Source organism: Paraburkholderia sp. RL18-101-BIB-B (assembly GCF_046026985.1).
Classification (GTDB): Bacteria; Pseudomonadota; Gammaproteobacteria; order Burkholderiales; family Burkholderiaceae; genus Paraburkholderia.
Genome location: NZ_JARESV010000028.1, coordinates 12,654 through 31,632, shown reverse-complemented (window position 1 = coordinate 31,632; position 18,979 = coordinate 12,654). Strand labels below are relative to the sequence as shown.

Annotated in this window: 17 protein-coding genes; 9 read left to right on the top strand and 8 right to left on the bottom strand. The window is 63.4% G+C overall.

Features of this window, described 5'->3' with window-relative positions:
- Nucleotides 1-220 precede the first annotated feature (220 nt).
- Nucleotides 221-1,858 carry a methyl-accepting chemotaxis protein gene (locus P0D73_RS30175; protein ID WP_408434210.1) on the bottom strand — a complete coding sequence of 546 codons (1,638 nt, stop codon included), beginning with the start codon at nucleotides 1,856-1,858 and terminating at the stop codon, nucleotides 221-223.
- A gap of 204 nt (nucleotides 1,859-2,062) precedes the next feature.
- The gene (locus tag P0D73_RS30170; RefSeq protein ID WP_408180234.1) at nucleotides 2,063-2,830 is read right to left on the bottom strand and encodes a DUF899 domain-containing protein; all 768 of its coding nucleotides are present in this window, start codon (nucleotides 2,828-2,830) and stop codon (nucleotides 2,063-2,065) included.
- 107 nt (nucleotides 2,831-2,937) lie between these two features.
- On the opposite strand from P0D73_RS30170, the gene P0D73_RS30165 reads away from it, so the two are divergent.
- Together P0D73_RS30165 and P0D73_RS30160 are read left to right on the top strand one after the other, a co-directional pair.
- Nucleotides 2,938-4,158, top strand: a complete 1,221-nt coding sequence (locus P0D73_RS30165; RefSeq protein WP_408434206.1) for a helix-turn-helix domain-containing protein — start codon at nucleotides 2,938-2,940, stop codon at nucleotides 4,156-4,158.
- Between the two features lie 32 nt (nucleotides 4,159-4,190).
- Nucleotides 4,191-4,823, top strand: coding sequence for a Vgb family protein (locus P0D73_RS30160; protein WP_408434203.1), 633 nt, complete (start codon nucleotides 4,191-4,193; stop codon nucleotides 4,821-4,823).
- A 55-nt stretch (nucleotides 4,824-4,878) separates the two neighbouring features.
- Here P0D73_RS30160 and P0D73_RS30155 read toward each other — a convergent pair whose 3' ends face one another.
- Nucleotides 4,879-5,763, bottom strand: coding sequence for a LysR family transcriptional regulator (locus P0D73_RS30155; protein WP_408434200.1), 885 nt, complete (start codon nucleotides 5,761-5,763; stop codon nucleotides 4,879-4,881).
- Between the two features lie 118 nt (nucleotides 5,764-5,881).
- Between P0D73_RS30155 and P0D73_RS30150 the strand changes: the two genes are divergently transcribed.
- Complete coding sequence (locus tag P0D73_RS30150) at nucleotides 5,882-6,760, top strand: SDR family oxidoreductase (protein ID WP_408434197.1); 879 nt, start codon at nucleotides 5,882-5,884, stop codon at nucleotides 6,758-6,760.
- Nucleotides 6,761-6,917: 157 nt separating this feature from the next.
- Here P0D73_RS30150 and P0D73_RS30145 read toward each other — a convergent pair whose 3' ends face one another.
- The gene (locus tag P0D73_RS30145; RefSeq protein WP_408314236.1) at nucleotides 6,918-7,223 is read right to left on the bottom strand and encodes a hypothetical protein; all 306 of its coding nucleotides are present in this window, start codon (nucleotides 7,221-7,223) and stop codon (nucleotides 6,918-6,920) included.
- A gap of 122 nt (nucleotides 7,224-7,345) precedes the next feature.
- Between P0D73_RS30145 and P0D73_RS30140 the strand changes: the two genes are divergently transcribed.
- From P0D73_RS30140 to P0D73_RS30130, 3 genes are all read left to right on the top strand, one after another.
- Complete coding sequence (locus tag P0D73_RS30140) at nucleotides 7,346-8,023, top strand: hypothetical protein (RefSeq protein WP_408180227.1); 678 nt, start codon at nucleotides 7,346-7,348, stop codon at nucleotides 8,021-8,023.
- 107 nt (nucleotides 8,024-8,130) lie between these two features.
- Nucleotides 8,131-8,994, top strand: a complete 864-nt coding sequence (locus tag P0D73_RS30135) for an intradiol ring-cleavage dioxygenase (RefSeq protein ID WP_408180226.1) — start codon at nucleotides 8,131-8,133, stop codon at nucleotides 8,992-8,994.
- A gap of 105 nt (nucleotides 8,995-9,099) precedes the next feature.
- Complete coding sequence (locus P0D73_RS30130) at nucleotides 9,100-10,206, top strand: SDR family oxidoreductase (protein ID WP_408434194.1); 1,107 nt, start codon at nucleotides 9,100-9,102, stop codon at nucleotides 10,204-10,206.
- Here the strand turns inward: P0D73_RS30130 and P0D73_RS30125 are convergent.
- Nucleotides 10,180-10,962: an IclR family transcriptional regulator gene (locus P0D73_RS30125; protein WP_132378724.1), complete on the bottom strand. Its 783-nt coding sequence runs from the start codon at nucleotides 10,960-10,962 to the stop codon at nucleotides 10,180-10,182. The two genes, P0D73_RS30130 and P0D73_RS30125, sit on opposite strands and share 27 nt — an antisense overlap.
- A 233-nt stretch (nucleotides 10,963-11,195) precedes the next feature.
- Between P0D73_RS30125 and P0D73_RS30120 the strand changes: the two genes are divergently transcribed.
- From P0D73_RS30120 to P0D73_RS30110, 3 genes are all read left to right on the top strand, one after another.
- Nucleotides 11,196-12,572 carry an MFS transporter gene (locus P0D73_RS30120; RefSeq protein ID WP_408434191.1) on the top strand — a complete coding sequence of 459 codons (1,377 nt, stop codon included), beginning with the start codon at nucleotides 11,196-11,198 and terminating at the stop codon, nucleotides 12,570-12,572.
- Between the two features lie 60 nt (nucleotides 12,573-12,632).
- Nucleotides 12,633-13,088, top strand: a complete 456-nt coding sequence (locus P0D73_RS30115) for a type II 3-dehydroquinate dehydratase (RefSeq protein WP_408434188.1) — start codon at nucleotides 12,633-12,635, stop codon at nucleotides 13,086-13,088.
- Nucleotides 13,089-13,392: 304 nt separating this feature from the next.
- Nucleotides 13,393-14,901 carry an MFS transporter gene (locus P0D73_RS30110; RefSeq protein ID WP_132379474.1) on the top strand — a complete coding sequence of 503 codons (1,509 nt, stop codon included), beginning with the start codon at nucleotides 13,393-13,395 and terminating at the stop codon, nucleotides 14,899-14,901.
- A gap of 43 nt (nucleotides 14,902-14,944) precedes the next feature.
- Here the strand turns inward: P0D73_RS30110 and kdgD are convergent, their stop codons facing one another.
- The 3 genes from kdgD to P0D73_RS30095 form a co-directional block, all read right to left on the bottom strand.
- Complete coding sequence (gene kdgD / locus P0D73_RS30105) at nucleotides 14,945-15,862, bottom strand: 5-dehydro-4-deoxyglucarate dehydratase (RefSeq protein ID WP_408283813.1); 918 nt, start codon at nucleotides 15,860-15,862, stop codon at nucleotides 14,945-14,947.
- 74 nt (nucleotides 15,863-15,936) lie between these two features.
- A complete protein-coding gene (gene gudD, locus P0D73_RS30100; protein ID WP_408314242.1) occupies nucleotides 15,937-17,286 on the bottom strand; it encodes a glucarate dehydratase in 1,350 nt (449 codons plus the stop codon).
- 132 nt (nucleotides 17,287-17,418) lie between these two features.
- A complete protein-coding gene (locus P0D73_RS30095; protein WP_408434185.1) occupies nucleotides 17,419-18,750 on the bottom strand; it encodes an MFS transporter in 1,332 nt (443 codons plus the stop codon).
- Nucleotides 18,751-18,979 lie beyond the last annotated feature (229 nt).

Sequence of the window (18,979 nt, the reverse complement as noted above, 5' to 3'; positions counted from 1 at the left end):
TCGCGGCGCCGACCAGATGCAGTCCTCCATAGGCACGTCGAACGTGTGTTCCGGGAACGAACTTCTGCCATGTTGAGACTGGACGCTCGCCGCCGAATCACGAGTGGGATGTGAACAGGCATTGAACGGTCCAGCAGCGAACATAACAGACCTGAGCCGGTTTGCAATTTTCAGCGCCCTTAATTCGGAGGGTTCAGGTGCGTCTCTGGGTGAGCAACGCTCAAACGACGGCTGCGAATTCGCGTGCTTCTTTCGCCGACGGCCTATGGACCCGCAACGACCCGCCTTCGTCGCCGGAACCCTGCGGCTGCAAGTTGAACTGGCTGATCGACACTTGCAGCAGCCGCGCCTGTTCGGTCAGCGTCTGCGCCACCGCCGCGGCCTGCTCGACCAGCGCCGCGTTTTGCTGCGTCACGCTATCCATCTGCGCGACGGCGTCGCCGACCTGATTGATACCGGCGCTTTGCTCGGCGGCCGCCGCCGCGATATCGCGCATGACGCCCGACACTTTTGCAATGGCCCCGCGCGCGGAGTGAATCGTCGCGCCGGTTTGCCCGACGAATTCGGCGCCGGTCCCCACCTTGTCCACCGCGCGGCTGATCAACGTGCGGATTTCCTTCGCGGCCGCCGCGCTGCGCTGCGCGAGCGTGCGCACCTCGCCGGCGACCACCGCGAAACCACGCCCCGCATCGCCGGCCCGGGCCGCTTCCACCGCCGCGTTCAGCGCGAGAATATTGGTCTGAAAGGCGATGCCTTCGATGACCGAGATGATCTCCACCATCTTGTGCGACTCCGTCGATATCTCCTGCATCGTCGATACCGCTTGCGCCGCCATTTCGCCGCCGCGATTGACGATCTGCTCCGCGCCGGAGGTCAGTTGGCTCGCTGTCTGAGCGTTCTCCGCCGTCTGTCGCACCATTGCCGTCATCTGCTCCATGCTCGCCGCGGTCTCCTCGAGCGACGCCGCCTGATTCTCCGTGCGCGCCGACAGATCCGAGTTGCCGCCGGCAATCTCGCGCGCGCCTGTCGCCACCTTGTCGGCCGCGCCCTTGATCTGTTCGATCGTGTGGGCCAGCGCGTCGCGCATGCGCTGCATGGTGTAAAGCAGGCTCGAGTCGTCGCCGTGACGGAGGTCGATGGGAATGGCCAGGTTGCCCTGCGTGATTTCGCCGGCCACTTGCGCAACGTAGGCCGGATCGCCGCCGATCGTGCGCTGGATGCTGCGATTGGTCAGCGAGACCAGCGCCGACAGCAGCAGCGCGACGACGGCAAAGATTCCGCCGACGAAATACAGCGACTCCTTGAACGCGGCGTCGATGTCGTCCACGTAAGCGCCCGTCGCGATGATCCAGTCCCACGGCGCGTAACGCACGACGTAGCCGATCTTGCCGACCGCGGCGGCGGGCGGGTTCTGCGGATGCGGAAACACGTAATCGACGAAGCCGCCGTTCGGCGCCTGCGCGACCTTGGCGAATGTGAGGTAGTGGTGACGGCCGTCGGCATCGGCGGTGCCGGCGAGATCCTTGCCGTTCAACGCGGGCTTCATCGCATGCATGACCATGCGCGGTGTCGAATCGATCACGAGGAAGTAGCCGTCCTCGCCGTAACGCATACCGCGCAGCCGTTCGAGCGCCTGCCGGCGGGCGTCCGCTTCGCTGAGCGCGCCGCTTTGCGCCAGCGCCGCATATTCCGTCACGATACTGAGCCCGACATGGGCCACGTTCACCAGATCGTTCTTGCGCTCCTCGATGCGGGTCTGCCGCGACAGCCACGCCGCCGACACCGACACGGCGAGAAGTGCCACGAGGCTGACGACCAGCGGCAGCCAGAGCTTCTGTGTGAAACTGAATCGGACCATGCACGCGCCCCGCATCTGTATCGAATGATCGAGCCGGGTCTCATCATGGCAACACGTGCCGATATCGGAATCGACACGTCGTTGCTTGGATGCGACCACCCGATTCATTTATCGGCAATCGCGTGCATGTTTTGTGTAGAGACAAACCCTTTACGGGGAATGAGCGAGCCTGAGCTACAGCAATGCGTTCGGCCCACAGTTGCCTCAGTGCTTCTCATACTCGTCATGCCGACGCCACCACACCCCCGTTTCGTTACGCCCTTTGGGCGCGCGGTCGAGCCACTGATACATGCCCCACAGCGCGTCCACGCCGCGTCCATAAGTGGAATACGTGTGGTACACCACGCCGTCTTCGAGCACGAACGCGCTCATGCCGGGCCGGTCGAGCGAATACGTCGGCGCGTCGGTCCCGCAGGCGGCCGCGAACTCGACCACGGGCGCCGGCGCCGGTGTCGCATCCATCGCATGGCCGCCACGCTGGAAGTTGTATTCGACGCTTCCTTCGCGTTGCTGCTGCTCGGTGAACGAGACGTTGATATCGAAGTTGAAGTCGCTGCCCGCCGACGACGCCCACGGAAACGTCCATCCCATGCGCCGCTTGTACGCCTGCAGCTTCGCGAGCGGCGCGCGCGATACCGCCGTCATCGCGACATCGTGATTCGCCAGATGGACGACGGAACCGTTGAACCCGTCCGCGACCGCCGAACACGACGGGCAGCCCGCGGTGTAGTCGGGGCCGAACATGAAGTGATAGACGAGCAACTGCGAGCGTCCTCGAAAGAGATCGGCCAGCGAGGCGCTGCCTTCATCGGTCTCGAACCGGTAGGCCTTGTCGATTCGGACCCAGGGCAGCGCCTGCCGCTGCCGGACCAGTTCGTCGCTCTGCCGCGTGAGCGCCTTTTCCGCTTCGAGCAGGTCGAGCCGCGCGGCCAGCCATTCTTCCCGTGTGCCGATGCTGTGTTTCGTCGTCATGCTTGCCTCCTTGCTTCGCTATGCGAAGTGCTGTGAGTTGGTCGTGCTAGATTAGCCCCGGGCTTCGAACGACGGGAGTGACAAGTGTGGCGTGATTCACCTGGACCATGGACTCGCTAATCACGGCGGCGGCGCGCGCGCTCGCCGCGGGCGATCCGCTCGGCGCGCTGAATCGCGTCGCCTTGCGCGACGACGCGCCCGCGCTCGCGTTGCGCGGCATCGCCATGGCGCAGCTCGGCGATCTGGTGCGGGCGAAGGCGCTCGTGCGAAGCGCCGCGCGTGCCTTCGGTGCGCGGGAGCCGGTGGCCCGCGCGCGATGTATCGTCGCCGAGGCCGAGATCGCGCTCGTCTCACGCGATCTGAACTGGCCCACGAAGGCTCTGGAAGCCGCTCGCGCCACGCTCGAAGCGCACGGCGACCGGCTCAACGCCGCTCATGCGCGCTATCTCGCGGTGCGGCGCCTGCTGCTGATCGGACGTCTCGACGAAGCCGAACGCGCGCTCGCCGGGCTCGATCCCACACCGTTCCCACCGTCTTTGAGGACCGCGCACGAACTGGTCGTGGCGGGCGTCGCGCTGCGCCGTCTTCAGACCAAAGCGGCGCGCTCCGCGCTCGAACGAGCCCGGCGCGCAGCGGGTCTCGCGGGTATTCCTGCCCTGACGGCGGAGGTCGACAACGCCGCGCTCGTTCTGAACGCACCCGCGGCGCGGCTGCTCGCGCGTGGCGAGGAACGCCCGTTGCTGCTCGACGAAGTGGAAGCGCTGCTGGCATCGAAGGCATTGATCGTGGACGCGTGCCGTCACGTCGTGCGCGACGCCGGCGCGGTGATCTCGCTCGCCAGCCGTCCGGTGTTGTTCGTGCTCGCAGGCGCGCTGGCCGAAGCATGGCCGGAGGACGTATCGCGCGACGTGCTCGTCGCGCGAGCCTTCAGGGCCAAGGCCGCCGATGAATCGCATCGCGCGCGCCTGCGGGTCGAACTCGGGCGGCTGCGTTCGGTGCTTCGCGCAGTGGCCAGCGTGAGCGCGACGCGGCGTGGGTTCGCGCTGGTGCCGCGGCATGCGCAAGAGGTGGTCGTACTGGCGCGGCCAGTCGAGGACAAGCATGCGCCCGTGCTTGCCTTGCTCGCCGACGGCGAGTCGTGGGCGAGTTCGGCCCTCGCGCTCGCGCTTGGCGCGAGCCAGCGCACCGTGCAGCGAACCCTCGACACGCTCGCGGCGCAAGGCAAGGTGCAGCCTCTCGGCCAAGGGCGGGCGCGTCGCTGGATGACGCCGCCCATGCCCGGATTCACGACGACCTTGTTACTCCCCGCTCCGTTGCCGGTTGATTAGGATGGCAACACGATAACCACGAGGGACAAACCATGAAACGATCAGCCGCGGAAATCATCAACGAGTACGGCCCCTTTGCGGGCATAGAACGCGTGCATGGCGTGACGTACGACGGCCAGCACGTCTGGTTCGCGACGGGCGACGCGTTGAACGCGCTCGACCCGGAGAGCGGCAAGACGGTCCGCTCGATCGACGTCGCCGCGCACGCGGGTACGGCCTTCGACGGCCAGCATCTGTACCAGATCGCCGAGGACCGTATCCAGAAGATCGACCCCACCACTGGCCGTGTGCTCGCCACGATCCCCGCGCCCGGCGGCGGTGCCGACTCGGGACTCGCGTGGGCCGAAGGGACGCTGTGGGTCGGACAGTATCGGGAGCGCAAAATCCATCAAGTCGATCCGGAGACGGGCGCGATTTTGCGCACCATCGAATCCAATCGCTTCGTGACGGGCGTCACGTGGGTAGACGGTGAACTTTGGCACGGCACGTGGGAAGGCGACGAAAGCGAATTGCGGCGAATCGATCCGCGCACCGGCGAAGTTCAGGAGCGGCTCGAGATGCCGTCCGGCGTCAGCGTGTCGGGGCTTGAATCGGACGGCGGCGATCGGTTCTTTTGTGGCGGCGGAAGCAGCGGCAAGGTACGGGCGGTGCGGCGGCCTAAGTGAGGTTGTGAGGTGGGGCCGATTGCAAAATTAAGCCGCAATCGGCACCTACATCAGCCTATTTGCGCTCGCGTCCCGGCAAATCCTGCAACAGATCCATGAACGCCCGCACCTTGGCGCTCAGTAGACGCCGCGAGTTGTACAGCGCCCAGATCTCGACCGGCGGCCCATCCGCCACACCCCAACAAACGAGCCGCCCCGCCGCCACATCCTGCTCGACCAACAACTTGGGCAACAGTGACGCGCCCAGCCCATCGAGCACCGCTTCGCGCACCATCAGCAGCGATGAGAGCCGCAGCACCGGTATCGGCGCAAACGTCCTCACTCCACCTTCCGTGCGCACGCTCCAACTCGCACCCGCCGATGCCGCCACCAGCACGACCGCGGGCACCGCCAACGCGGCAGCGTCGCCGGTGGGCTGAGAAGGTACCGACATCGTGGGCGCCGCGACCATGAGCCGTTCGTCGCCGAGAATGCGCCGCCCCACGAGTTGCTGGTCAGGCGATGGATTGATGCGGATAACCAGGTCGTAGCCGTCCTCCACTGGATCGACGACGCGGTCTTCCGCAATCACTTCGAGCTCGACCTGCGGATAGGCCAACGCAAAACGCGTCGCGATCCGCACCAGCACCACATGCGCGAACACGACCGGCGCGCTGATCCGCAATCGTCCGCGTGGCACCGGCGCGCGCGACGCCACCGCCTCACCCGCCTCCTGAATTTCCGCCATCAAACCCCGCGTGCGCTCGTGCAGCACGAGACCTTCTTCGGTCAGCCGCAGTGTGCGCGAGCCTCGCTCGATCAGCCGCACGCCAAGCGTTTCCTCCAGTTCCGCCACGCGCCGCGACAACGTGGCCTTGGGGCGGTCGAGCGCCCGGCTAGCCGGGCCGAAGCCGCCGTGCAGCGCCACCGCATTGAAATCGGCCAGTGACGTCAAATCCATGATCGTTCCAAATATGAGACGAGGTGTCTGGATTTTTGCACTTTCGCGGTTCAAATGGAACATCTATTGTGTGTCTACGGGCTGACTTCCAGTCCATCCAACCCTCAAGGAGAAAGTCATGGCAATCCTCGTAACCGGCAGTACGGGCGTAGTTGGTAAGCAGGTCCTCGAACATCTGAGCGGCAGCGGCGCGCAAGTTCGCGCGCTGACTCGCACGCCGGAAAAAGCGCAATTCCCGGACAGTGTCACCGCAGTCCAGGGCGACCTGTCCGACGTGGACGGATTGCGCCGCGCGATGAACGGCGTCAGCACGCTGTTCCTGCTCGCACCCAACGCCCCGGACGAACTGACGCAAGCGCTGCAGACCCTGAGCGTGGCGCGCGAAGCCGACGTGAAAGGCGTCGTGTACCTGTCGGTGTTCAAGGGCGCCGAGTATGTCGACGTGCCGCACTTCACCGGCAAGCACACGGTTGAGCGCATGATCGAGCACTGCGATCTGCCCGCCACCGTGTTGCGCCCCGCGTATTTCATCCAGAACGACGTGCGCCAGAAAGAGCCGCTGCTGACGCACGGCGTGTACGGCATGCCGATCGGCGCCAAAGGTATTTCGATGGTCGACGTGCGCGATATCGGCGAGGCCGCCGCGCGCGAACTGCTGCGCCGCGAGCGGGCCGCAAGCCGCTTGCCGCGCGAGACTTATGAGCTGGTCGGGCCTGACGCGATCACGTCGGAAACAGTGGTGTCGATCTGGGCTGAAGCGCTGGGCCGCACCGTGCGCTACGGTGGCGACGATCTCGACGTGCTGGAACAGCGTTTGAAAGCGGCCGCTCCGGGCTGGCTCGCTTACGACATGCGCCTGATGATGAGCCGCTATCAGCAGGACGGCGCGGTCGCATCGCAAGCGCAAATCGATCATCTCGCGACGCTGCTCGGCCGGCAGCCGCGATCTTATCGGGACTTCGCGGTGGATATGGCGGCGGCTTGGGCGAAGGGTTAATGCCCGAGCATATATGCGCCGGCGCGCTGCACGTCTTCAACCGCGCGCGCAAGGCGCTGGACTTGATACGCGAGATTGCCGAAGGCGTAGCGTGCCTGAAAGCGGGGCGTCGTTTCGTGGGATAAAAGGCCCTGCCGAAGCGGGACGTTTTGACAACTTAATCTGCATCTTCGGCGTACAGCCCTTTGTACTTGACTTGTCCGAACATTAAAGCAAATCCAACCGTATCCTGAAGACCTTCATTTACCCCTGCGATTACCAGTGCGGCCGGCGCGCTGCGAATCGCCATGCAGATCAGGTCCGGCTTTACGACTCCCATGAGAAGAATCTCACGGTTTACACCAAGAAGCATGAATGAGCCTGTGCCGCCGAATAGATATCCGGCGGTGCCTTCCACATAGATCGTCCCACCTTCGAGGTTTTCCGGATTACCCGAATTTTCTAAAGCCACCAATAAAAACATCCCTCAAGTTCTGGATTCACCCGGCCGTTTACACGGCATGCGCCGTGTACCACATCATTCACGCTGCATAAAACAACGCTAATTATTTGCCAAAATACCAACCACACTCCTTTCAATTCGTAATGAAAAAGTACATCGCACTCTTTGCCATTGCCGGCGCGCTATTGACGTCAGGCTGCGCGACTGTTTCCACCATGTCGCCGACCACATCGACGAGTTCGGTCGACACCACGAAAAACTCGTACGCGCTAATGACGGTGACGCTCAAGAACGCTTATCACACCAGTTACCAGCCGAGTCCTATCGTCGTGCATATGGAGCGCGGTGCGGCAGACTCGCGGGATGATCGTTTGAATTTCAAATTCGACGATCAAGCCACCACGACGAGCGACATGGGTAATCACTATTTCATTCGCCTCCCGCTCGCGCCGGGCAAATATGTGATGCGCGGCATTACCGGTCAAAGCGGCGTATTCCCATTCCACGGCATGTTCTTTACGCCGCTTCACGAAGTCGTCGAAATCAAACCAAATTCGATCGTGTATCTCGGCCATATCGACGCCACGATCGTCGAACGTAAAGACGGTGAATTGCGCGCGGGACCGGTCATTCCGCTGGTCGATCAGGCGGTGGCCGGTTTCAGCGGCGGGACGTGGGACATCAGCGTGACCGACCAGTTCGACGACGACGTGACGGCATTCAAAAAGGACTTTCCGGCGCTGACCAACGCATCCATCGATCGTGAAGTGCTGCCCGCCTGGGATAAACAGAAAGCCACCCAATGGTGGAATAACCACTAAATTCAAGCTGTAAATTTGAACGGCGCGCGCAGCGCAATCCGCTTGCCTGCGCCCGATTCCAAACAAGCCGATAATCGCATGACCGACAGGATGGAGACGTCACGGTCATGCGCAATCTCGACGAAAACACGATCACGGAAGCGGTTCTGGCGCGCCACGCGCACGCAGGCGACGAGCGGCTGAAAACCGTCGTCACGAGCCTCGTGCGGCATCTGCATGCGTTCGCGCGCGAGGTGAACCTGAGCGAGAACGAATGGGAACAGGGCATTCGTTTCCTCACCGACGTCGGCCATATCACCGACGACAAACGCCAGGAATTCATCCTGCTCTCGGACACGCTCGGCTTGTCGATGCTCGTCACGGCAATGGCCAACCGCAAGCCGCCGGGCTGCACGGAAGCGACGGTCTTCGGGCCGTTCTTCGTCGAAGGCGCGCCCGCCTATCGAAACGGCGACGACGTATCCAACGGCGCACGCGGCGAACCCTGCTTCGTGTCGGGAACCGTCAAGGGCGCGGACGGCGAAGCGGTGGCCAACGCACGCATCGAAGTCTGGCAAGCCGACGCGGACGGCTTCTACGACGTGCAACACGCCGGCAACGACACGCATCGCGCCAGAGGCGTGCTCCATAGTCTCGCCGACGGGCGTTATCACTTCCGTTCCATCGTCGCCGAGCCTTATCCGATTCCGCACGACGGTCCGGTCGGGCGCATGCTCGCAGCGCTCGGCAGGCATCCGTGGCGTCCGGCCCATCTGCATTTCATGATCACTGCGCCGGGCTACGAGCGCCTCGTCACCCACGTGTTCCGCGAAGGCGACCAGTACCTCGATTCGGACGCTGTGTTCGGCGTTCGCTCATCGCTCGTCGCACAGTGGAAGCACCATGAGGCAGGCACGGCGCCGGACGGAACGTCCATGACAACGCCGTTCAGCACGCTCGAATTCGACTTCGTGCTGAACCGATCCACATAACACGAGTCACTTTTCTATCGCAGAAGACGCATTGAGCCCGCGGATCAAAGCCGGTCGTAGAACCGCTCCGCGTCGACAGGCATTCACCTACTCACTTTGATTCCCATGGAAAAACGAGCACTCATCATCGGCGCGAGCGGCATTGTCGGCGGCAATCTGGCAGACCAGTTGCTTTCGAACGGCTGGCAGGTCGCCGGACTCTCGCGCGGCCGCACGCCGGTGTCACCGGCAATCGAATCGATTACGGCCGATCTGCAGTCGGCCGACTCAGTCAGCGAGGCGCTCGCGGGTCAGGCATTCAGCCATGTGTTCCTCACCGCGTGGTCGCGCCAGGCCACGGAGAAAGACAACATTCGCGTGAACGGCGCGATGGTGCGTCACGTCATGGACGCCGTGGGCCCGTCAGGCACGCTCGAACATGCCGCGCTCGTGACAGGCCTCAAGCATTACCTCGGCCCGTTCGAAGCGTATGCGACCGGCTCGGTGCCCATCACACCGTTTCGCGAGGAACAGGGCCGCCAGCCAGTCGACAACTTTTACTATGAGCAGGAAGATCGTTTGTTTGAAGCCGCGCAACGCTACGATTTCAGTTGGAGCGTGCATCGTCCGCATACGATCATCGGCTTCGCGCTCGGCAATGCGATGAACATGGGCGTGACGCTCGCCGTCTACGCGACGCTGTGCAAGCAGACCGGCCAGCCGTTCGTCTTCCCCGGATCGGCGGCGCAATGGAACAGCCTCACCGACATGACCGACGCGCGGCTGCTCGCGCGCCACCTCGAGTGGGCCGCCACGTCCGAGAAGGCGCGCAACGAAGACTTCAACGTGGTCAACGGCGACGTGTTCCGCTGGAAATGGATGTGGTCGCAAATCGCCGGCTACTTCGGGATCGAAGCTGTACCGTTCGATGGCGAAACACGTCCGCTGGAAGGCCGTATGCAGGACGCGGGCAAGGCATGGGCCGATATCGCCGCGCGCTTCGATCTGAAGGAGGCCGACATCGGCAAGCTCGCCTCGTGGTGGCACACCGACGCGGACCTTGGCCGCCCGATGGAAGTGCTCACGGATATGAGCAAGAGCCGGCAGGCAGGCTTCCTCGATTATCAGAGCACGCCCGACGCCTTCTTCGCGCTGTTCGACCGGTTGAAGGCGGAGCGCATCCTGCCCAGCGATACGCGCACGCGGCTAGCGGCCTCGATTGAACAGAGGTGACGCGTGGCTCGCGGCGGCGAGTTCCGAAGCGGCCGCGAGCAGTGTCGAGCCGAGGCTGGCCATGCGTTTTTCGTCGAGCCGCACGAGCGGCCCGGCAATACTGATCACGCCCATGGCGGGATAACCGCGCCGCTGCACGGGCGCGGCCATGGCCGTCATGCCGGGGGCAAAGACTTCATTGATGGTCGCATAGCCTCGTTCGCGCGCGGCGTGCACGAACTTCAGCAGTCCGCTGATCGTGGTCGGCGCGTTGGGACCGTATTGTTTCGGCTGCCCGAAGCCCTGGCGTGATACGAGTTCGAGCGCGCGTTCGTCGGTCATGGTCATCATCCATGCGTGGCCCGTGGCGCTGCACGAGAGGATCGTGTCCATGCCCATGTCCGGGTCGTAGCGCAAGCCCTTCAGCGCACCCTGCGCCTTGGCGACCCACGTCAGCCGGTCGCCGTCCACGATCGCGAGCCGCACCAGTTCGCCGGATGTCTCGGCGAGCCGATCGAGCATCGTCTGCGCAATGTCCACGATGCCGGAGGTCGCGAGAAAACCGAGCCCCAGTCCGACGAGCTTGGTGGTGAGCACGTAATCGCCGTGCTCGCGCAACTGCCGCACATAACCGCATTGCTTCAGATCGACGAGCAGCCGATGGCATGCGCTACGCGGAATATCGAGCTCGTCCGCGATCATTGCGAGCGGCGTTCCCTCCATTTGCGTGGCGAGAAATTCGAGTACCGCGAGGGTGCGCTCCGTAACGCCGGGCATATCGGTCTCCGTTTGCAGGGGTTCGCGCAGGCAGTTTTGCACATTATGGGATCAAATTCCACCCTGGAACGGCATCCCACCCAAGGATGCTAACCTTGGTTCCAAGGCGGCGCGACGCGCATAGCGATTCGAAAGCACCCCGAGTTCATCGATCAGACAAGAGAGCGGGAAACGGTTGGCGGCGCTCATCGCTTGCGACCTGCATCCCGCGCGGCGACGGTTAAGGAGACAACATGATTCAGGAAACGCAACAAGGCACGCATGCCGCGATGCGCACGCGAGCGGTCACGGCGGCGGCCGTCGGCACCGCGCTCGAGTGGTTCGATTTCACGCTTTACGGCGCATTGGCCGCCACGGTTTTGCCCAAACTGTTTTTCCCTTCGATGGACTCGACGTCCGCCCTGCTCGCCTCGCTCGCGACTTTCGGCGTAGGGCTCGCCGCGCGGCCGCTCGGTGCGATCATCTGCGGCCATTTGGGCGACAAGCTCGGGCGACGCAACCTCATGCTCGGCACCGTCACGGTGATGGGTCTCGCGTCGATGCTGATGGGCCTGTTGCCGACCTACGCGAGCATCGGCGTATGGGCGCCGGTCCTGCTGGTGCTGCTGCGCATTCTGCAAGGCTTCGCGCTCGGCGGCGAATCGACCGGCGCGCAATTGATGGCGATCGAACACGCCAGCGCCGACCGGCGCGGCAAGTACTCCGGGCTGCTGGGCCTGTGCTCGCCGCTCAGTCAGATCATGGCCAATGGCGTGCTGCTTCTGCTGTCATCCACGATGTCGGCGCAGGCGTTCGATTCGTACGGCTGGCGCATCCCGTTCGTGCTGAGCTTCGTTCTCGTGATCGTCGGCGTGTATATCCGCTTGCGAGTCAGCGAGACGCCTGCCTTCGTGGCGCTGCGCAAAACGGAAGTCGTACACGTGGGCAGCCCGCTGCGCGATGCATTGCGTCTGCATTGGAGAACCGTTCTGCGCTGGATGCTGTTCTTCTGCGGGCCGGCGGCGATCTTCTACCTGATCGTGGTGTTCTCGCTCAGCTACATCACGAAGACGCTCGCCATCCCGAAGCAAACCGGCTTTCTTCTGCTGATGGGCGCCAATGTCTGCGCGATCGTCGGCGCGCTTGCCGGGGGCATGCTGAGCGACCGGATCGGCCGCAAGAAAGCGCTCGCGATCGGTTCGACCGCGACCTTGCTGATGCTCTTCGTGTACTTCCAGATTCTCGACACCAAAAGCTTTGTACCGATGCTCGCGGCGATGGGCTTCTTCCTCGGCTTCACGCAGTTTCAAAGCGGCATTCAACCGGTCGCGTTCGCCGAAGCGTTCCCGACCAATGTGCGTTACTCCGGCTCCGCGCTCGCCTACACCGGTGCGAACCTGGTGGCGGGCGGTCCGATGCCGGTGCTGGCCGTGTGGCTCTTTGCCGTGTGCAACGGTTCGCCGTGGGGCGTGGTCGCCGTGTGCGTGGTCTTCAACGTGATTTCGCTGGTGATGATCCTGACGGCGCGCGAAACCCTCGGCATCGACATGAACCGCACCGACTCGACGGCGGCCGTCACGGGCGAGGCGGACTTTGCGACGGCGGGCGTGAGCAACAGCCATCGCACGTAATAAACGTGCTCTACAGCGTAACAGTGAATCATCGAATATTTGCAGACAGGCGACCGAACAATGACTGAACTCGTATATGTACTGAATGGCTCGAACCTCAACATGCTCGGCAAGCGTGAGCCGCATCTGTATGGGACGACCACGCTGGCGCAAATCCAGCAACAGGTGGAGGCGCTCGCGGTCCGGCTGGAGCTCGAATGCGAGTTCCGCCAGACCAACAGCGAGGCCACCATGGTCGACTGGCTGCAGGAAGCGTTCGAACGCGACGCCGCGGTGATTATCAATCCGGCGGGCTTTTCGTTCGCGTCGGTGCCGGTCTTCGACGCGGTCAAGCTGATCAAGCGACCGTTGATCGAACTGCACATCACCAACATTCATAAACGCGACGAAACCTATCGCCATTCGCTCATCTCGCGCGCGGCGACCGGCGTGATTTGCGGACTCGGCGCCAACGGCTATCTCATCGCGCTGCAGGCGATGGCGATGGCGCTCGGCAAAAGTCCGAGTTTCGGCTGAAGCTGCGTGCGCGGAGCGGCCAGTACATCGCCCCGCGCGCAACCCCGACGCCCCTTGCCCGCTCGCTCCACCCATCATGCCGTGCCGGCTGCGCACGGCATTTTTTTGCCCCGAAATTCCAGAGAATAGTTTCGAATAAGGGAAAACCCGTATAATCCCTTCCAAGAGGTCAGACAACTAGAGGACATCAGTCGTCAAGACCCTGGCCTGCGCCGGCCGCGCAGCGTCCACCTTGAAAAGCTTTCCCCTCAGATCCGTGAATCCGATTGCCACTGCCCTGCCTTTCCGAAACGCGCTGTTCGCCATGCTCGGCATCGGCCTCGTCAATATGCTGGTCGCACTCGATCAGACGGTCGTCAGCACCGCGCTGCCTTCCATCGTCGCCGAGCTGCACGGCTTCGAGTACTACGCGTGGATCGCCAGCGCGTATCTGCTCGCTTCAGTGGTGACGGTCCCGGTGTTCGGGCGGCTCGGCGACTACTTCGGCCGCAAGCGTTTCGTGCTCGCCGCGGTCATCACGTTCACGGTGGCGTCAGTGCTCTGCGGAGTCGCGAACGACATGCTGTTTCTCGTGATCGCGCGCGGCTTGCAAGGTGTCGGCGGCGGGATGATGGTCGGCACGGCGTTCGCGTCGATTCCCGATTTGTTTCCCGATCCGCGCGCGCGAGTGCGCTGGCAAGTGGTGATGGCCGCCGCGTACGGCATTGGCACCGCGGCGGGACCGTCGCTCGGCGGCTGGATGAGCGAACACTGGGGCTGGCGCTCGACCTTTCTGATCAATTTGCCGGTCGGCGCGGCGGCGCTCTATTTCATCTGGGCGCATCTGCCGAGCTTCCGGCGTCCGCATGAAGGCGAAGTCAAAATCGACTGGCTCGGCGCGGCGCTGGTTGCCGCTGTGCTCGGCGGTCTGCAGGCTTTCATCGAAGCAGTGCCGAAAAGCGGCCTGACCGCCGGCAATCTCACCTTGGCCGTTTGCGTGATCGTGGGCACGGTCGCACTGCTGATCTGCGAGAAGCGCGCCACGCATCCGATCATTCCGCTCGATCTGTTCAAGGACCCGCAACTCGTCACGCTGTTCACGCTCGGCATGCTGTCGGGCTTCGTGATGTTTTCGCTGATCTTCTTCGCGCCGCTGCTGCTGCAAGGCGGCTTCGGACTGTCGCCGCAGCAGGCCGGCCTGCTCGCGACGCCGATCGCCGCCTGTATCGCGCTCGGCAGTCTGCTGAATACGCGCATCGTGATTCACATGAAGAAGCCGACGCAGATCCTGTCGATCGGCTTCGCGCTACTGCTGTTCGCGTCGATCGCGCTGGCGTTTGCGAATCCGGACACACCGCACGTGCGGATCGAATTGCCGATGGCCGCGGTCGGTATCGGTCTCGGTTTCATCCTCAACAATCTGAATGTGTTCGGCCAGGAGATTGCCGGGCGCGAGCGCTTCGGCATCACCACGGCACTGCTGCAATCCACGCGCATGGTTGGCGGGATGCTGGGCACGAGCATTGTCGCGACTGTGGTGCAGCATCACTATCGCGACGTGGTCACGCGCACGATGAGCGTGCTCGGCGAGCCGGCCGCGTCGCAATGGCGGCCTCGCTTCGTCGACCTGCGCATTCTTATCGACGAAGCGTCGCGTCTGAAGCTGATCGCGGATATGAAGCCGTCAGGGCTCGATACGTTCGCGTTGATCGACACGGCGCGCGATGCGCTGGTGCAGTCGATTCATATCGGCGTGTGGCTGACGGCAGTGGCGGCGCTGGCGGCCGCGCTGCTGGTGCAGCGGATCTCGCACGTGGTGTTTCGCAAGAGTTGAAAACGGCGGTCGGCCCCGACCGCCGCTGTAGCTGGCACGTTGCTTACTGCGCACCGAGCTTCCTGATCAGCGCATCGAGTTGCGCGATCTCTTCGTCGGTCAGATCGGTCAGCGGCGCGCGGACCGGACCGGCGTCGTGGCCTACCAGCTTCGCACCCGCCTTCACGATGCTCACCGCGTAACCCGCGCGACGATTCCGGATCGCCAGATACGGCAGGAAGAATTCGTCGAGCAGCCTGCCTTGCGTTGCATGATCGTCCGCAGCGACCGCGCGGTAAAACTCCATCGCCGTCTTCGGAATGAAGTTGAATACCGCCGACGAATACACCGGCACACCCAGCGCCTTATAAGCCGCGGCATAGACTTCCGCGGTCGGCAGCCCGCCGAGATATGAGAAACGGTCGCCGAGACGGCGGCGAATCGTCACCATCGCTTCGATTTCACCCACGCCGTCCTTGAAGCCGATCAGGTTCGGGCAGCGGTCCGCGAGACGCTCGAGCATGTCGGCGTTCAGCTTCGAATTCGCGCGGTTGTACACGATCACGCCGATGTTCGGCACGGACTTGCACACCTGCTCCACGTGCGCCGCGATGCCTTCCTGCGACGCCTCGGTCAGATAATGCGGCATCAGCAAGACGCCGCTTGCGCCGAGACGTTCGGCTTCCTGCGCGTAGTCGATCGCCACGCGGGTCGGGCCGCCCGCGCCCGCGAGAATCGGCACCTTGCCTCTGCAGGTATCGGTCGCCGTGCGGATCACGTTCGTGTAGTCGCTTTTCGTCAGCGAAAAGAATTCACCCGTGCCGCCCGCGGCGAACAGCGCGGTCGCGCCGTAGGGCGCCAGCCATTCGAGACGCGCAGCATAGGTGTCGGCACGGAAATCGCCGTGCGCGTCGAAGTCGGTCACGGGAAAGGACAGCAGCCCTTCGGAAACGATGGCTTTGAGTTCTTGAGGTGAAGTCATGGCGTGAATAGCGTTTAAGGCTTCAAGTGTGGTGAGCGCGCGGTGATGCGCGCCCCATCCGGATCATCGTCGGTTTAGCGCACCAGGCACGGGCGCTTGTTATCGAACTTCCAGTTCGGAATCAGATATTGCATGGCCACGCCGTCGTCGCGCGCGCCCAGGCCGTGCTGCTGATAAAGCGCGTGCGCCTTCTCGATCTCATCCATGTCGAGTTCGATACCGAGCCCCGCGGCCTGCGGCACCTTGACCTTGCCGCCGACGATCCGCAGCGGCTCACGCGTCAGACGCTGACCGTCCTGCCAGATCCAGTGCGTGTCGATTGCGGTGATCTTGCCGGGCGCGGCGGCCGCCACGTGCGTGAACATGGCGAGGGAAATGTCGAAGTGATTGTTCGAGTGCGAACCCCACGTAAGGCCCCAGTCATTGCACATCTGCGCGACGCGCACCGAGCCTTGCATGGTCCAGAAGTGCGGATCGGCAAGCGGAATATCCACGGACTGCAACTGGATCGCGTGGCCCATCTGGCGCCAGTCGGTAGCGATCATGTTGGTCGCCGTCGGCAAGCCGGTCGCGCGGCGGAACTCGGCCATCACCTCGCGGCCCGAATAGCCGTTTTCCGCGCCGCACGGATCTTCCGCATAGGCGAGCACGTCGTGCTGGTCGCGGCACAGGCGCACCGCTTCCGCCAGCGACCAGGCGCCGTTCGGATCGAGCGTCACGCGGGCCTTCGGGAAACGTTCGGCGAGTGCGGTGACGGCTTCGATCTCGGCGTCGCCGGACAGCACGCCGCCTTTGAGCTTGAAATCGTTGAAGCCGTAGCGCGCCTGCGCGGCTTCGGCGAGACGCACGACGGCCTCGGGCGTCATGGCTTCTTCGGTACGCACGCGCTCCCAGTCGTCGCGGCCATCGGCGCCGCTCGCGTATTCCAGGTCGGTCTTCTTGCGATCGCCGATGTAGAACAGATAGCCGAGCATTTCCACTTCGTCGCGTTGCTGGCCTTCGCCGAGCAGCGCGGCGACGGGCACGCCCAAATGCTGGCCGAGCAGATCGAGCAGCGCGGCTTCGAGCGCGGTCACCGCGTGAATGGTGGTGCGCAGATCGAAGGTCTGCAAACCGCGGCCGCCTGCGTCGCGGTCGGCGAATTGCGTGCGCGCCTTGTTCAGAACCGCTTGCAGATTGCCGATCGACTGACCGACGACGAGCGGACGCGCATCGTCGATGGTCTTGCGGATGCTCTCACCGCCCGGCACTTCACCGACGCCGGTATGCCCCGCGCTGTCGCGCAGAATGACGATATTGCGCGTGAAGAACGGGCCATGCGCGCCGCTCAGATTGAGCAACATGCTGTCGCGGCCGGCGACAGGCACGACACGCAGTTCAGTAACGACCGGAGTGGCGTTCGATTCGGAAGGTTTCGTGGACATGATGTTGGACCGGATGAGTTAGTGAGCCGGGCGGCGGAAATCAAGGCGCTGTGCAGTCGCGCTCGACACGGGCACCGGACGGAAACTGGAAAGTGCGTGACGCATGATTGGCGGTTCTGTCAGTCAGTGTAGTCAGTGGACTTCATGCTGGAGCGATTCCGGCAGCACGTCGTGGTTCACGCGCCGGTTGCGGGTCAGGAAACCGGCCGCCGCCGCGATCAACGAAGCCACGGCAAGGCCATACAGGCCGCCGGTAATCGACCCGGTGTGCTGCTGCAAATAGCCGAACGTGGCCGGCGCGAAGAATCCGCCGAGGTTGCCTACCGAGTTGATCAACGCGATCACCGCTGCGGCGACGCGTGCGTCCAGGTAACCTTGCGGGATCGGCCAGAAGAGCGAAGCCGCCGCCTTGAAGCCGATCGCCGAGAAACAGATGGCCACGAACGACAGCACCGGATTGCCCGAAGTCGAAGCGAGCAGCCCACACGCCGCAATGACGAGCGCCACGGCCAGCCACGCCTGCTGGAAGCGCCATTTCGCCGACAACAACGCGAAGCAGTACATCGCGAACATGGCGATGAGCCAGGGAATCGCGTTGAGCATGCCGACCTCGAAGTCGGACAGGCCACCCATTTTGCGGATGATCGTGGGCAGCCAGAAGGTGGCCGCGTAGATGGTCAGTTGAATGGCGAAGTACAGAAAGCAGAACAGCAGAATCTGCGGATCCTTCAGCAGCTTCATGGCCGGCAGATGCGCGCCGCCGTGCGCCTCGCGTTCGGCCTGCTCGGCCGCGATCGACGTCTGCAGCACGTTCTGCTCTTCAGCCGTAAGCCACGAGGCATCGCGAATACGCGACTTCAGCAGCATCCAGCTCATCGCGCACAGCACGATCGAAAAGCCGCCTTCGATGAGAAACATCCATTGCCAGCCGTGCAAACCGAAGCCGCGAATGGACAGCAGACTGCCGGTGACCGGACCGGACAGAACCGATGCGAGCGCGGAGCCGCCGAGAAACACCGCCACCGCCTTGCCGCGCTCCTTCTGCGGCAGCCACTGCGTGAAGTAAAAAACCACGCCGGGAAAGAAGCCGGCCTCGGCGACGCCGAGCAGGAACCGCAGCACATAGAACGAGGTGTCGTTCCAGACGAACGCCATCGCCGCCGCGACCAGCCCCCACGTCCCCATGATGCGGGTGAGCCACGCGCGCGCGCCGTACTTCTGCATCAACACGTTCGAGGGCACCTCGAACAGCGCGTAGCCGATAAAGAACAGACCGCTCCCGAGGCCGTAAGCCGCGGCGCCAATGCCCAGGTCCGTCTGCATGTGGGAATTGACGAAGCCGATGTTTACGCGGTCGATGTAGTTCGCGATGAACATGATCAGAAACAGCGGCAGCACGTGCCGCTTGACCTTGGAGACCGCGGATTCGAGCGGATCGGCGGCGGTGGTGAGAGCAGAGGTCAAGATGGTCTCCAGTTTCGGCCGCTCAGGCGACCTGATCGAGCGCAACGCGGCGCATTCAAAAGGCCGGTCTTCCGTCCCGAAACGCGTGATACGTTGTCTGACGACAGTCTACCGTGCTTTTATTTGCAATTCCAATGCAGTGTTTACCCTGCCAATGTGCCTATACCACCGTACTGGCAACGCACTCAGTCCGAATGAAGACGAATATTTAGAATTTGAACTAGGATGT